This is a genomic window from Calditrichia bacterium, from assembly GCA_020634975.1.
Lineage (GTDB): Bacteria > Calditrichota > Calditrichia > RBG-13-44-9 > J075 > JACKAQ01.
This window is the reverse complement of the sequence record JACKAQ010000003.1, coordinates 416,504-430,783: the sequence shown is the minus strand read 5'-3', so window position 1 is coordinate 430,783 and position 14,280 is coordinate 416,504. Positions and strand designations below refer to the sequence as shown.

Genomic DNA, 14,280 nt, shown 5'->3' with positions numbered 1-14,280 from the left:
GCGTTTAATAAGCACAAATTAACCGGCATGCAAAATGAATGAAACACCAGAAACAACCGCTGTTGCGGAAGTGGATGTGCAAACAGCATTGAAAATTGTTGAATCGTTGGTTTTTGCAACGGATGAACCGTTGTCTGCTGCAAAAATGCGCGAGGCAATTCCAGAATTGAAATCGCACGATATTGCCAATTTGGTGCAATCGCTGAATGATGAATATTCGGCAACTGCCCGAACCTTTGAAATACAGCAAGTTGCGGGTGGTTACCTGATGTTCACCCGCCCCGATTTTGCGGAATACCTACAACGGTTTCATTTTAAGCGCAGCCAGAACCGGTTGAGCAGCAAAGCGCTGGAAACGCTGGCGATTGTTGCCTATAAACAACCGGTTACCCGTACCGAAATTGAGGAAATACGGGGCGTCAGCGCCGATGGCGTTATCCGCACGTTGCTTTCACGAAACCTGATTACTATTTCCGGCACAGCAGATGTGCCGGGAAATCCATATTTATACAAAACTACCCGCCAATTTCTGGAATATTTCGGTCTGCAGGATCTCAAAGATTTGCCAAGACTGAAGGAACTGGATGAAATTGTTGCCGCCGATTCGGAAATTAAGGAACGATTTGGCGAAACATTTTTGAAGGAAATTGCGCCGGAAATATTGGGGATGCAAAATTATGACACAGACGAATCCGAAGAAGACGAATCCGACAACGAAGACCGGGATGAATAAGCCGGAACTTGTGCGTTTAAATCGATTTTTGGCAATGGCAGGCATCGGCAGCCGCCGCAGATGTGACCAGTATATTTCCGAAGGATTGGTATCCGTAAACGGGGAAGTGGTCGATCAGCTCGGGGTGCGCATCGATCCGGAAAAAGATGTGGTTAAATTTGATGGCGAAACGATCGAACAACAAAATGACCAGATTTACATTTTGCTGCATAAACCTGCCCGGACAGTAACCACCGCCAAAGATGATCGCAAACGCAAAACCGTGCTGGATTTGATCGCCACACCGCAACGGTTATTCCCGGTCGGGCGATTGGATTTCAACACAACCGGCGCGTTGCTCATTACCAACGACGGCGATTTGGCGTATCACCTCATTCACCCGAAATTTGAAGTCACCAAAATTTACCGGGTGCTGCTGGATTCTGTCATCAAACCTATTGATTTGCACCATTTCCAAAATGGCGTGATGTTGGATGACCGAAAAACCGCACCCTGCAAAGCTACAGAATTGCGCAGGATGGGCAATTGCAGCTACATGGAAGTTGAGCTTCACGAAGGGCGTAACCGCCAGATACGCCGGATGTTCGAGCAATTGGGATACAAGGTGGAGGAGTTGCACCGCATCAATTTTGCCGGACTTCAAGTGAGCGATCTCAAGCCCGGTGAATGGCGCGAATTGACCAAAGAAGAAGTGCACCGGTTGAGAAAAACAGTCGCAGAATACAAGCGCCAACTGATGGAAGAATAACACGTTAGCCCTGCCAAAAAATTTATGAGACATCGAAAAATAACCATTGCAATCGACGGCCCAGCAGCGTCCGGTAAAAGCACTACCGCACGACGGGTTGCCCGCAAACTGAACTATGTTTATATTGATACTGGCGCAATGTATCGGGCGGTAACGCTCGCTGCGCTGCAAAGCAATATTCCCGTTGATGATGCAGAACAGCTGGGAACATTGGCAGCATCGATCGATATCGAGTTACACCAAAACGACAGCGATACCGAAATTTTTCTCGACGGAACCGATGTTTCCCGCGATATCCGGCTGCCGGAAGTTACCCAAAATATCAGCCCGGTTGCGGCAAATGCCCGTGTTCGGGAAATTCTGGTTGCCAAACAGCAGCAGCTCGGTAAAAACGGCGGCGTTGTAATGGATGGCCGGGATATCGGCACTGTTGTTTTCCCGGAAGCAGAATTGAAAATTTTTATGGAAGCATCGGTTGAGGAACGTGCCCGCCGAAGAATACGGGAACTCCGCGAGCGAGGCGTCGTTATGGAAATTGGCGTTGTTGAGTCGGAAATTCGCCAGCGCGATGAAGCCGATCAAAACCGTGACCACGGACCGTTGCGAAAAGCGCCCGATGCAATCAGTATCGATACCACAACCCTGAGTATCGACGAGCAAGTGGCGAAAATTGTTCTGTTGGCACGCCGGATTATTTCGAGTCCATCACCATAATTCGCTGTGAAAAATCATTCGGTATTGCTGCAAGAGTACCGGATATTTCCGAATAAATTTGAATATTGCACTTGTTTAAAACTTGATCAGTACATATATTTTTCGGTCTTAACGATGGAGGTATGGCAACGATAAATTGTTACGATAATTAGTATTGAAATCACAAAGTTAGCAAAGCGTCTATTTATGATTTATTGGTTGCCAAGGGCGAAAAAGCTTTTGCCGCTCATTCTTCTCATTGCGATCGTTTTCTGTTACGAAAGCTTGCATGCTCAGGGTTTCTCTGTCAAGCCAACCGATCCCCATTTTACCCCAATTTTTGAGCAAACCTATCAGGGCTTCGAACGATACGCCATCGATTCGGTATTGACCGATCCGAAATTGCGTGGTGTAATCCGTGAAGTTTCGTTAGATAGCACCCAAAAAATTATCATCATTGAAGAAAAGCTTAACAATCGCATTTACCGCATGCCCGTTGCGATGGATCTGGATTATTATGTTCAGCAACGGCTAAAACACGATACACGCAGAATTTGGCGGCAAAGCATCCGGCAGGAACGGGACCGGCTCAGCAGCGAAAGCGGCGGCGGCGGTATCGAACTGAATATTCCGGTGAAGATAAAAAGCAAAACTTTCCGGCGGATTTTTGGCGGCGATCGTGTGGGTCTGCGGGTTTCCGGGAACATCACGTTTGAGCTGGCCGGACGAACCGAAAGCCGCGAAGGTTCGGCGATTTCCTCGTTGGAGGAGCGCGGAAATTTCTCCCCGAAATTTAAGCAAACCCAGCAATTCCGTGTCGAAGGGCGCGTTGGCGATCGCGTAACCGTTTCGGTGGATCAAAACAGCGAAGCCACATTCGATTTCGAAAATACCCTCAAATTAACCTACGATGGCGATGAAGACGATATCGTTCAGCGCATCGAAGCGGGTAACGTTGCGTTATCGCTGCCGGCGACCAACTACGTTTCTTCCGGTTCCAACAATCAGGGATTGTTCGGATTGAAAACCGAAATGCAGGTTGGTAAATTCAAATTTACCGGTATCGCCAGTTTGGAACGCGGCGAAAACGAGAGCCTTTCCATCACCGGTTCCGCCCGCGAGCAAACCCAGCGCATCAAAGATATCGATTATGTGAACAACCGTTTTTTCTTTGTGGATACCTTTTATCAGCAGGATTTCGAAACGCAGATCGATCCCGATCAGATGATTTTGCAGCTTCAGCCCGGAACGTTTATCACGCAATTGGACGTTTGGAAAACGACCAATTCCAGCCAAAACCGTGATGAAACAGTTGTGGGGTTGGCAAGTATCGATCCCAAAACAACGACAGCCACAACACCGCTGGAAGGTGGAAAAGTTGAAAAAGGTAACTTTAAACGTCTGGAAGAAGGTAAAGATTACAATTTTGATTATCAGCGGGGTTATTTTTGGTTGAACGGAACCGCTCAAACCAATGAAATTATTGGTATTGCCTATGCAACTGCCAATCAGGATACCATTGGTACGCTGTATCAAAACATCGATACGACCGGTGTGGGTGCCAATGATATCAACCTGTTTTTGCGGTTGATCAAACCCAACGGGATCAACCAACCGCAATATCAAGTTTGAAAATTAACCATGCGCAACGTTTACAATCTCGGTGGATTGGGCGTAAAAGCCGACGGTTTTGATGCCAAAATTGTTTACTATCGCGATGGAACGGATAACGAGGTAGAAGCTACCAGCGCCAAAACCTACAATTTTCTTACCGGGATCGACCGGTTGAATGAACAGGGTGCGGTAGTTTCCGGTGGCGATAAAAAAGTGGACATCCGGCAACGGTTCATCTTCGATTTGGCGAATGGATACATGATTTTTCCATCGCTCACGCCGTTTAATCCGACTAGCTTGTTCGGTGAGGAATGGAGTGATCAGGAACGGGTGGAGATTTACAACACCACAAATTCCACCGCAATTGAACAGGAAAGCCAGTTTGCCATCGACATTACCACAACCTCTATTTCCAACAATTTTGACCTCGGTTTTAACGTGCTGGAAGGTTCCGAACGGGTTCGGTTGAACGGGCGTGAATTGAAGAAAGACGTCGATTACACCATCGATTATTTTAGCGGGCAGTTGGAATTAACCGCGCCGGAAGCCCGTCGCGCCGATGCGCAGGTGGATATCGAATACGAACGCGGTGCGCTGTTTCAATTGGACAAAAAAACGCTGCTCGGCGGACGGCTGGAATATACCTTTGGCAAAGATAATTTCATCGGTTTAACCGGTTTGTATCACAGCCGCTCGACGCTCGACCAGCGGGTGCGATTGGGACAGGAACCTTTCCGTAACTTCATCTGGGACATCAACTCTGCCGTAAACATGCAGCCCAATTTTTTAACCACCTTATTCGATAAATTACCGATTGTCGAAACTTCCGCCGAATCCAAATTGCGATTGGAAGCGGAAATTGCCCAGGTTCGCCCCAACCCCAACACCTTCAACGAAAAAAGCACCGGCGATAACGACGGCGTTGCATACATCGACGATTTCGAGGGCAGCCGCCGTTTTACCACACTCGGTATTCAGTATCGCATCTGGTCGCCGGCGTCTGTGCCCATGCGCTTCCGGCTGCTATCCAACGAAATGGTTGACTATGAATTGAATCCGCTCCAGCGCCGCGCTTTCATTCAATCGATGGATAACAACCGGGTGCAATTCAACTGGTTCAACCCGTTTGATCAAATTCCCACCCAAAGCATTTTCCCGGACCGGGATGTGACGGCGCAATCCGGAACCACCACCAACGTGCTCAATTTGCGCTGGCGAAATGACGGCGTTCCGGTGGACAGCGCGTGGGCGGGCATCATGCGAAGCACTATTTCTTTCCCGGATCAGCAGAAAACCAAGTTTATCGAATTGTGGGTGCGCGGTAACAAAGGGCAGGTGAACATCGACCTCGGTCGAATCAGCGAGGATTATTATGTGCGCGGTTCGTTCCCCGATTACAACAACCCGTCGATTCCCGTTGAATCGTATCAAAATTTGAACACAGAAGACCGCAACTTCAACGGTTTGCTGGATTTGGATGAAGGCGAAGATACCGGTGTCGATGGTGTTTCAAACAGCAACACCAATCCGCTATTCCAGGATGCGGGCGATGACGACTGGCTGGCACCACGCGATACCCGTCCGCTATTTTTGGGCATCAACGGAACCGAAGGCAACTCCAGCCAGCAGGGCGCAAGAATTCCCGATACCGAAGACCTGGACGGTGACGGCGATATCAACCTGTTTAACGATTACATCGAATACAGCTTCCGTCTGGATGACGATGCCAACGAGCCGTTTTACGCCGGACAAACCGTGTTCGACGACGGCACGTCCACCGGATGGAAATTGTATCGCATCCCGCTGCGCGATGACAACCGGATTATTTATGGCGATCCCGACACCACATTTCAGCAGGTATATTTTGTGCGATTGTGGATGAACGATTTGCCGCCATCGCAGGGGCAATACGACTCGCTGCAAATTGCCGCGTTCGATTTTGTCGGCAACGAATGGGAAGAAATCGGCTGGGCAGATCAGCCCGATCGTCCGTTGGAGCAAAAAGAAGGCACTTTCGGCATCACCGTTTACAACACCGACGAACACAGCGGCCCGCCGATCAATTACACCAGCCCGCCGGGCGTTGAGGGCATTCGCGACCGCATTACTCAGGCGGTTTCCAAAGAGCAATCGTTGGCGATGCAAATGCTCGAATTCCGCCCCGGTGCCCGCGCAGAGGCGCGAAAGCTGTTCACCCGGCAAAAGCTAAACCTTATTAATTACAAACGGTTAAAGATGTTTGCTCACGGCGATGAATTGCTCAATGCAGACGCCGGAGACAAGCCTGTGTTGTATATCCGTTTCGGTCCGACAGACCGCACTTATTACGAATACCGGCAACCGCTCTATCCCGGATGGGCGGAAGCGAACAATCTGGAAATCGATTTTGAGGAGCTGTCCCGCACCAAAAATGTGGAATTCCGGATCGATGCCGCCACCGCGCGGGATATCGCCGGAATCCCGATTCCCGATTCCGCATCCAACGTGGAGGTGTTTTACCGGAAAGATCCGAACTTCCCCGAAAAAGAATTTATCGTGGTTGGCAGACCCGGTTTGCACAACATCAATTATATCACCATCGGGGCAATAAACCTGGGTGAAACCGATTTATCCGGCACGGAAATCTGGCTGGATGAAATGCGACTGACCGGCGTGGAACGCGAAAGCGGCACCGCAATGCGGTTGAAAACCGATTTAACATTGGCAGATATCGGGCGATTCAGTGCCCAGTGGGAACTGAAAGACGACAACTTCCGGCGGCTCGACCAGCAATTTGCCGACCAAAACGGGAAAGAAAAAACCGAACAGCGCCAGTTGTATGTCGCAAGCCTGAAAGTGGACAAATTTTTACCGGAAAGCTGGGGATTGGAAATTCCCATCGATGCCAAATTGAACCGCACCACCAACGTTCCCAAATATTTTTACAACAGCGACGAGCCCACCAATTACACACCCGGCGGTTTTGGCGGTCGGATGAAAACATTTTTTGGCGCAGCCAGCATCGATTCCGCGTTGCAGGATCAAATTACTTTTAGCGAGACCCGTTCGATCGGCGGAACGTTGAGCCGCCGCGACAAAAACCGCGATCCGTGGTATTTGAAATACACCGTCAACCAATTGCGGTTCGATCTGGATTATTCGAAAAGTGAAGCTACCAGCCCAACTGAAGAATTCAACAACAAAACCACCATTAGTAGCCAATTAAATTTCCGGGTGCCTTTTGGCAAAGATAACTTTATTCGACCGTTCAGCTTTTTGGGCAAAAGCAAAAAACTGGGCTTTTTGACCGGTCAAAAAATATTTTACACGCCATCTGCCGTAACCGCAAACATGACGTTGACAGATAATACCGATCAACGAAAAAGCCGTTTGGAAGCCGTTGCGCAAGACCCGAACGTGAACGTAAAAACAACCCGTAAGTTCACAATGGACTGGCGGTTAACTGATGCGCTGAACTTCCGGTTCGGGCGGGATTATCAAAACGATCCGCAGTTGAGAGAAAACGCCGAAAGAGATACTTCCGGCAATTTCCTCGGCAGCAATTTCGAAACAGACAACAACATTCGCGCCGGCGATGTCGTCAGCAATATTTTTAACCGGCTGGATTTTGGGGAAAACCGGCGAATCAGCCAAACGGTCGGCGCCAATTACACGCCCAAAATGTTTAACTGGCTGAACCCGAATTACACTTACAGCTCCAATTTTACCTATTCGCTGGATCGCCCGCAAACCAATGCCCGCGGAACCACCCAAAACGTTTCTCACAGCGTCGGGCTGGATTTCCGGATGGCAACGTTGATGGAAGAAATCTACAATCCCAACAAACCGGGTGCCCGAAAACCGGCCGGAAACGCCAATAAAGGCAGACGCAGCGGTGGCGAAAAAGATGACGACAAATCCAAAGATGGTGAAAAAAGTGAAGATGGCGGCTCCGGTTTTGCTGTTCCAAATCCCGCAAAAATGATTTGGCATGTGTTCCACTCGTTCAAATCGTTCAACGTCAATTATAAAGAAGATTATTCGCTGGCTCAAAGCAACATCGATGCGGTGCCGGATTTGGGCTTCCAATTTGGTTTAACCCGCGATCCCGGCGTGCAGGACGATTCCAGCTTCAACAAAATTATCACGCCGGCGAATACCAAATACAGCCGTCAGGTTGACGGAAATATCTCGCTGGACATCGCCCGGAACATCACTGCCAGCTTGAAATACGGCACTCAAAAAGTGATCAGCGAATCGAACAATCAACAAACCGTCAACGAAAACAATACGATATTTTTCACCGGCGACGACCCCGGAAATGCCCAAGAAGATTGGTGGAAATTGATACCCGATTGGCGGGTGAGTTTCCGTGGTGCGGAAAAATTGCCGCTCATTAAAATTGTTGCGAAAACCGCGTCCATCGAGCACAATCGCAACGGTAAGCAAACCGAATCCAGCCGGAACGGGCAGCGAGACGCGCTCAGTTACACCATCAATTATCAGCCGTTGGTGGGTATTACGCTGAACACAAAATGGGATGTCCAAACAACCATTCGTGCCAACAGCTCCGTATCGTACGACTACCGGACAGCGGGCGCAATCACCAAACGGGAACAGTCCGGCTTTAACGTTAACCTATCCTATTCCGTGACTCGCGGTTTCCGGTTGCCGCTGCCGTTCCTCAAAAAGCCGCTCAAGAATGAGGTGTCATTTTCGCTGTCCTTTGATAAAAGCGATAACCGCAGCTTCTCCCGCCAGCAAACCGAAAAAGATTTTCAGGAATTGGAAGATTCCAAAAACTGGAAATTGCGCCCGGCGATTTCCTATCGCTTTAGCGCCAAAGTGAACGGCACAGCGTTTTACGAACAGAGCAGCAGCGAAAACAAACGCACCGGGAAAACCACTTACAAAGAATTTGGTATCAACGTAAATATTGCCATACGCTAAACTTATGAAAAAAGAATATTTCGAACTTCATTTGCAAACAGCCGGATTTGATACGGATATTTTATCCGCAGAGTTGCACAGCGCCGGTTGCATGGGCATTTACGAAAAAAGTGATGACGATTGGATCGTTTATTTGCCGGGCGACTGGACACCGGAGCATCACCAAAATGTGGTTGCGGTGCTGCAGCGGCTCAATCCGGCGTTCGATGTGTCCGAATTGATCATCGAAAAACTGCCCTATCAAAACTGGAACGCCGAGTGGCGCAAATATTTTAAACCGGTTCAAATCGGTGAAAAACTGTGGGTGCGTCCGCCGTGGGAAAATCTGCCGGACGGCGCAACCGGCGAAGCGATCATTATCGATCCGCAGATGGCATTTGGCACCGGTCACCACGAAACCACAAAATTGATGATTCAACTGATGCAATCGCTGGATTTGCGGGAAAAAGCCATTTTGGATTTGGGCACAGGTTCCGGCATTCTGGCAATCGCGGCACGCAAACTCGGTGCGGCATCTGTGATCGGCATCGATATCGATCCCGAAGCGATTGAAAACGCCGAGCACAATTTGCAACTCAACAAAACAAATAGCGTTGAAGTGTATGTTGGCAACATTTCATATGTTGTGGGGCAAAAATTCCCGGTTATTTTGGCAAATATCCAGTTTCATATTTTGGAACCGATCGCCGATGCGCTTTACGAATGCCTGCAAAATGAGGGCAAACTGCTCATCTCCGGCATTCTGGCAACCGAAGCAGAGCGTTTCATCGGCATTTTCCGGCGCACCGGATTTACGCTGGAAAGCCAATCTACACTCGGCGAATGGTCCGGCATTTTATTCACGAAATAGGGGAAATAAGGATAAACGATAAAGGATAACGGATAAAGTGACCATAACCTTTTCCTTTTAACTTTTTCCTTTTTCCTTTAAAACAATCTTTTAACAAAGGTTTGAAAATGATGAAAATGTTGAAATTACTCATTCCGCTGACGGTGATGGCCGGATTTTTGGCATGCGAGGAAGAAGTGGTGCAGCCGGAGCCCGGTGATGTTTTCGCCATCGAAGCGGTGAAAACGCCGGCAGTTGTGGATGTTTCCCGCGAGCGGGATTATGCGCTGATGTTCCGGATTTCGCATCCGGATGGTATTTCGGCGATATCCGGGGTGAAAGCCACGCTGTTTCAGTCGAATCAAACAACGCAATTCCGTGAAATAACGCTGCTGGATGACGGCAACACCCAAAATTCCGGCAGCGGCGATGTACTCGCCGGCGACGGTGTTTTCTCGAATGTTTTTCAGAGCGATTCGCTGGTTTTTCCGCGCGGCAGTTTTTTTATTCGCGCATCGGTGACGGACAACAGCGGCGAAACGCTGACCACCGGCTTCGCCGAGTCGCGAACCATAGTGAATGTGGCGCCGGAAATTCTGACGACAAATGTTCCCGACACGCTGCAATCCGGCACCGCGCCGATTGCCTTTTCGATCACTGTTCTGGACAGCAATTTGACCGATGACATCCAGTACGGACTGATGCGGCTGCAACGCAACAGCGTTACGCTGGCGACAGACACGCTGTTCACCGAAAGCGCAAACAGCGATTTCGAAGCTGTGCTAACCCGCAATATCGATTCAACTTACGCTGCGGAACGTGTTGGCGAATATCAACTTGCGTTTCAGGTTGCAGATGCCAGCGGCGATCTGTCGAACGTTATTTTGCAACCCATTTTTCTGGAAAACACGTTGCCAACTGTGTTCAATCCGTCGTTGCCGGATTCTGTAACGCGACCGACGGTCGGCACCGGCGTTATCGAAGTACGCATTTCCGCAGACGATTCCCAAGGATTGGGCGATCTCCAAATTGTAAATATGACGATCCAGCGGGAAGGCGGCACGCCATCCACAATCGAAATGTTTGATAATGGAGATTTCGAAAATTATCGCGATGAAGTGGCCGGTGACGGCATATTTTCCCGTGGTTTGCTGATCGACGGAACGAGCGCTTCTGGCACATTTTATTTCACATTTGAGGCGCAGGATCGCGTCGGGAATTTATCTGCAGCGCTTGTTGATTCACTGGTAATTTTGCCGTAACTCATGATCTCATTCGGAGAAAAAATGAAAAAACTGAACATTACCTTGCTGTTTGCGGGTATCCTTTTTGCGAATATCGCTATTGCGCAAGTGGTTGAAAAATTTAGCTTTCAGGAAACGCCCGCTCGCAACGGCGTGATCAGCAACAGCATTACAGACCTGTATTATTTGAATGGTGCGCTGTATGTCGGTGCGGGTCGTGGACTGGGCATTTCGTATGATAACGGCAGTAGTTGGGAGCGATACACTGAAGACGATTACGGTGGTCGCGGCGGCGTTACGGCGCTGGATATCGGACCGGACGGCACGCTGTGGATTACGACCGGATTCGATTCGCTGGTGGAAGAAGGCACCGAGTTGCAAACCGGCGGCGGCATTCGCTATCGCGAGCCGGGGAGCACGGAATGGAACTTCATCCCACAGCCGGTCGATGCCCGCGACGACACCGCCAACGGCAAACAGCCGACCACAACGCCGGTGCAAAATATTTCGTTCGATCTGATCGCGGTGAGCGCAAATGAAGTGTGGATCACCAGTTGGGGCGGCGGCATTCGTCGCACATTGGATCGCGGACAAACCTGGGAAACCATCACAACCGACGGATTACCGTATGATGTGCTCGGTCAGCTCAACCATCGCGGCTTTTCGGTGATGCAGGAAAACGGCAACATCTGGGTGGGCACGGTCGGTGGCATCAGCAAAACCAGCGATGGCGGGCAAACCTGGCAGCGCTTCACCAGCAGCAACCAGAACCGCCCGATTTCCGGCAACTGGGTGATTGGGCTTTGGCACAATCCGTATGATAACAGCGTTTGGGCAACCACTCTCAACAGTCAGGATGGTGAATTTAACGCAATCAGTCGCACCACCAACGGCGGCGTAACCTGGGATATTTTTCTGAAAGATGAACTTTCCGACGGCACCTTTCCGCGATATGTGGCGTTTTACGATTCCGCAATTTATGTGGCAACGGAAAGCGGTGTTTACAAATCCATCGACGATGGCGAAAACTGGTTTATCGTGCCGCCCATCCGCGACAAAGTGAGCGGCGAAGGCATTTACACCAACACATTTTACGCAGTGGCAACCTCACCGACGATGGCGCCGGAGCACCGCTTTTGGGCGGGATCGTCCGATGGACTGGCCAGCACCGATAACAGCGGTTTCGACTGGACGATTTACCGCAGTTTTGTGAGCACCCGCGAACGCACCGACCCCAAAGTGTATGCCTATCCCAACCCGTTTACGCCAGCGCACACCGATCGCCCCTGCCGTTTCCAGTTTGACGTTTCCGGCGCAGCCGATGTCACGGTGGATATCTACAATTTCGCAATGGAAAAAGTGACCACCATCCGCAGCAGCATCGCCGGAGTTCCCGCCGGAACGGAAGACCGCAGCGTAACTTGGGATGGCTCCGACAGCAACGGACGGATGGTCGATAACGGCGTCTATTTTTTCCGAGCCAATGTTGGCGGCGAAGTCAGTTGGGGCAAGGTTGTGGTGATTAATTGATGGTTGCCGCAAATGAACACGAATTCATTTGTGGGTAAAAATCTCCAACCCAAAGAAAAATCGGTCATTCCTGCGTAGGCAGGAATCTCATAACTTTGAAACGTAATTATATATGAACAATTATTACGTTTACATGATGGCTAATCGCCATAACACAACACTGTATATCGGCGTAACCAATGATTTGTGCCGCAGGGTTTATGAACATAAGTCAAATATAATCAAAGGTTTTTCAGCAAAATACAATTGCCATAAACTGGTTTGGTATCTTCAAACAGAAAATATTGAAGCTGCCATTTTGAAAGAAAAGCAGATGAAAAAATGGAAGCGGGAATTCAAAGAAAACGAAATCAATAATATTAATCCCGATTGGACGGATTTATATGGAGAACTTTGTTCGTAGAAAAAATCAGGGGATTCCTGCATTCGCAGGAATGACCATTTATCGATTATTCTGATAACCGGAACGCTGCTCGCGGAAGGCAGCGGTGGGTTTGCCGGATCGTTTTTGCGTGTCGGGCTTGGCGCGCGCGGCACGGCGATGGGCAACGCACAGGTTGCCAGCGCGGACAACGGATTCGGCATGTATTACAATCCGGCGGGATTGTCCCGGCTGGAAAAACGCCAGTTTGCGCTGTCTTACAGCAGCATGTCGCTGGATCGCGAGTTTAATTTTATCGGGTTGAGCGCACCGTTACCGCCGTTTGCCGGTGCAGCCATCGGCTGGATCAACAGCGGTGTTGGCGATTTGTCGGCTCTAAATTCTGTCGGGGAGAATGTCGGTGAAATCAACAACGGTTTGAACGCCATTTACGGCGCTTTTTCGATGAATATGGTGAAATTGCTTCAGATGGACGGATTACTGCAAAACACCCGCGATGATCTGATCACCATCGGCATCGCCGTAAAATTCCTGCGGGAAGGCATTTCCGATGACGAAGAATTCGACTACAGCGGTAGTGGATTCGGTTTCGACTTCGGCGTGATGATTCGCCCGGTCGATCAATTGACGATCGGATATCAGTTGAAAGATGTCAACGCATCGCTGAAATCGAACACCAATGATTTGTTCAGCCGGGGCATTGAAACGGAAAACGCGTTTCCGACGACCCAAAAAGCCGGGGTATTTTTTCAAACGCCAGTCAAAAATCTGGCGATTGCATACGATTTTGAGTGGAATGATAAAGGCACGGAAAAACAACACGTTGGCGCGGAATATTTGATGGACATCGCCGCAATTCGCGCGGGATACGACACCGATCACCTCACGCTCGGCGGCGGATTGATTTTTCACCCTTTCAAAAGCAGCAGCATGATTCTGGATTATGCGTTCGTCGGCGATGTGGTGGACGAAGGCGTCAGCCACATTTTCTCGTGGCGCTTTTTGTTTTGATGGATGGCGTTTATCCACGAATTACACGAATTACACGAATTTGAAATTAATTTTGAAAGCAATAATAAAGGTTATATTAATTTCCAATTAAACAATTTCTTAAAATGGTTTATTCAAAAAGTCAGGTTGAACTTGTTTATAAAGAGGAAGTTTTTCAGATTGTTGGCGCTGCAATGGCTGTTCATCGAGAGTTAGGCTGTGGTTTTTTAGAAGCTGTATATCAGGAGGCGCTTGAGATAGAATTTCGGCACCGCAAGATCCCATTTGAGCCACAGAAAAGATTCTCAATTATGTATCGTGATGAACAGTTGAAAACTTATTATGTCCCCGATTTCTATTGTTTCGGAAAGATTATTGTTGAAATTAAGGCGTTACAAAAGTGTGGGGGAGTGGAGGAGTCTCAAATAATAAATGCATTGAAAACAACAAAAATGAAGGTTGGGTTGTTGATAAATTTTGGAGAAAAATCATTATTCCATAAACGATACATCTTGTAATAAAACAGTTACAGTTAGTCGTTCTAAATAATTCGTGAAATTTGTGAAATTAGTGGATAATAAAGATTTG

11 protein-coding genes are annotated in these 14,280 nt (G+C 48.9%); all 11 read left to right on the top strand.

Annotated elements, in window-relative coordinates:
• Positions 1-34 precede the first annotated feature (34 nt).
• Entirely contained in the window at positions 35-733 is a 699-nt protein-coding gene (gene scpB / locus H6629_19435) for an SMC-Scp complex subunit ScpB (GenBank protein MCB9069951.1), read from the top strand.
• A complete protein-coding gene (locus tag H6629_19430) occupies positions 726-1,481 on the top strand; it encodes an rRNA pseudouridine synthase (protein ID MCB9069950.1) in 756 nt (251 codons plus the stop codon). Before scpB ends, H6629_19430 begins: the two co-directional genes overlap by 8 nt.
• A 24-nt stretch (positions 1,482-1,505) precedes the next feature.
• On the top strand, positions 1,506-2,195 hold the full coding sequence (locus tag H6629_19425) for a (d)CMP kinase (GenBank protein ID MCB9069949.1): 690 nt from the start codon (positions 1,506-1,508) through the stop codon (positions 2,193-2,195).
• Positions 2,196-2,414: 219 nt separating this feature from the next.
• A complete protein-coding gene (gene sprA, locus H6629_19420) occupies positions 2,415-3,806 on the top strand; it encodes a cell surface protein SprA (protein MCB9069948.1) in 1,392 nt (463 codons plus the stop codon).
• Between the two features lie 9 nt (positions 3,807-3,815).
• Positions 3,816-8,717, top strand: a complete 4,902-nt coding sequence (sprA, locus tag H6629_19415) for a cell surface protein SprA (GenBank protein ID MCB9069947.1) — start codon at positions 3,816-3,818, stop codon at positions 8,715-8,717.
• 4 nt (positions 8,718-8,721) lie between these two features.
• Complete coding sequence (gene prmA, locus H6629_19410; protein ID MCB9069946.1) at positions 8,722-9,567, top strand: 50S ribosomal protein L11 methyltransferase; 846 nt, start codon at positions 8,722-8,724, stop codon at positions 9,565-9,567.
• 107 nt (positions 9,568-9,674) lie between these two features.
• The gene (locus H6629_19405; GenBank protein ID MCB9069945.1) at positions 9,675-10,808 is read left to right on the top strand and encodes a hypothetical protein; all 1,134 of its coding nucleotides are present in this window, start codon (positions 9,675-9,677) and stop codon (positions 10,806-10,808) included.
• A gap of 24 nt (positions 10,809-10,832) precedes the next feature.
• A complete protein-coding gene (locus tag H6629_19400; GenBank protein MCB9069944.1) occupies positions 10,833-12,320 on the top strand; it encodes a hypothetical protein in 1,488 nt (495 codons plus the stop codon).
• A 112-nt stretch (positions 12,321-12,432) separates the two neighbouring features.
• Positions 12,433-12,723, top strand: a complete 291-nt coding sequence (locus tag H6629_19395; protein ID MCB9069943.1) for a GIY-YIG nuclease family protein — start codon at positions 12,433-12,435, stop codon at positions 12,721-12,723.
• Positions 12,724-12,828: 105 nt separating this feature from the next.
• Positions 12,829-13,713: a hypothetical protein gene (locus H6629_19390; protein ID MCB9069942.1), complete on the top strand. Its 885-nt coding sequence runs from the start codon at positions 12,829-12,831 to the stop codon at positions 13,711-13,713.
• A gap of 104 nt (positions 13,714-13,817) precedes the next feature.
• Positions 13,818-14,210, top strand: coding sequence for a GxxExxY protein (locus H6629_19385; protein ID MCB9069941.1), 393 nt, complete (start codon positions 13,818-13,820; stop codon positions 14,208-14,210).
• Positions 14,211-14,280 lie beyond the last annotated feature (70 nt).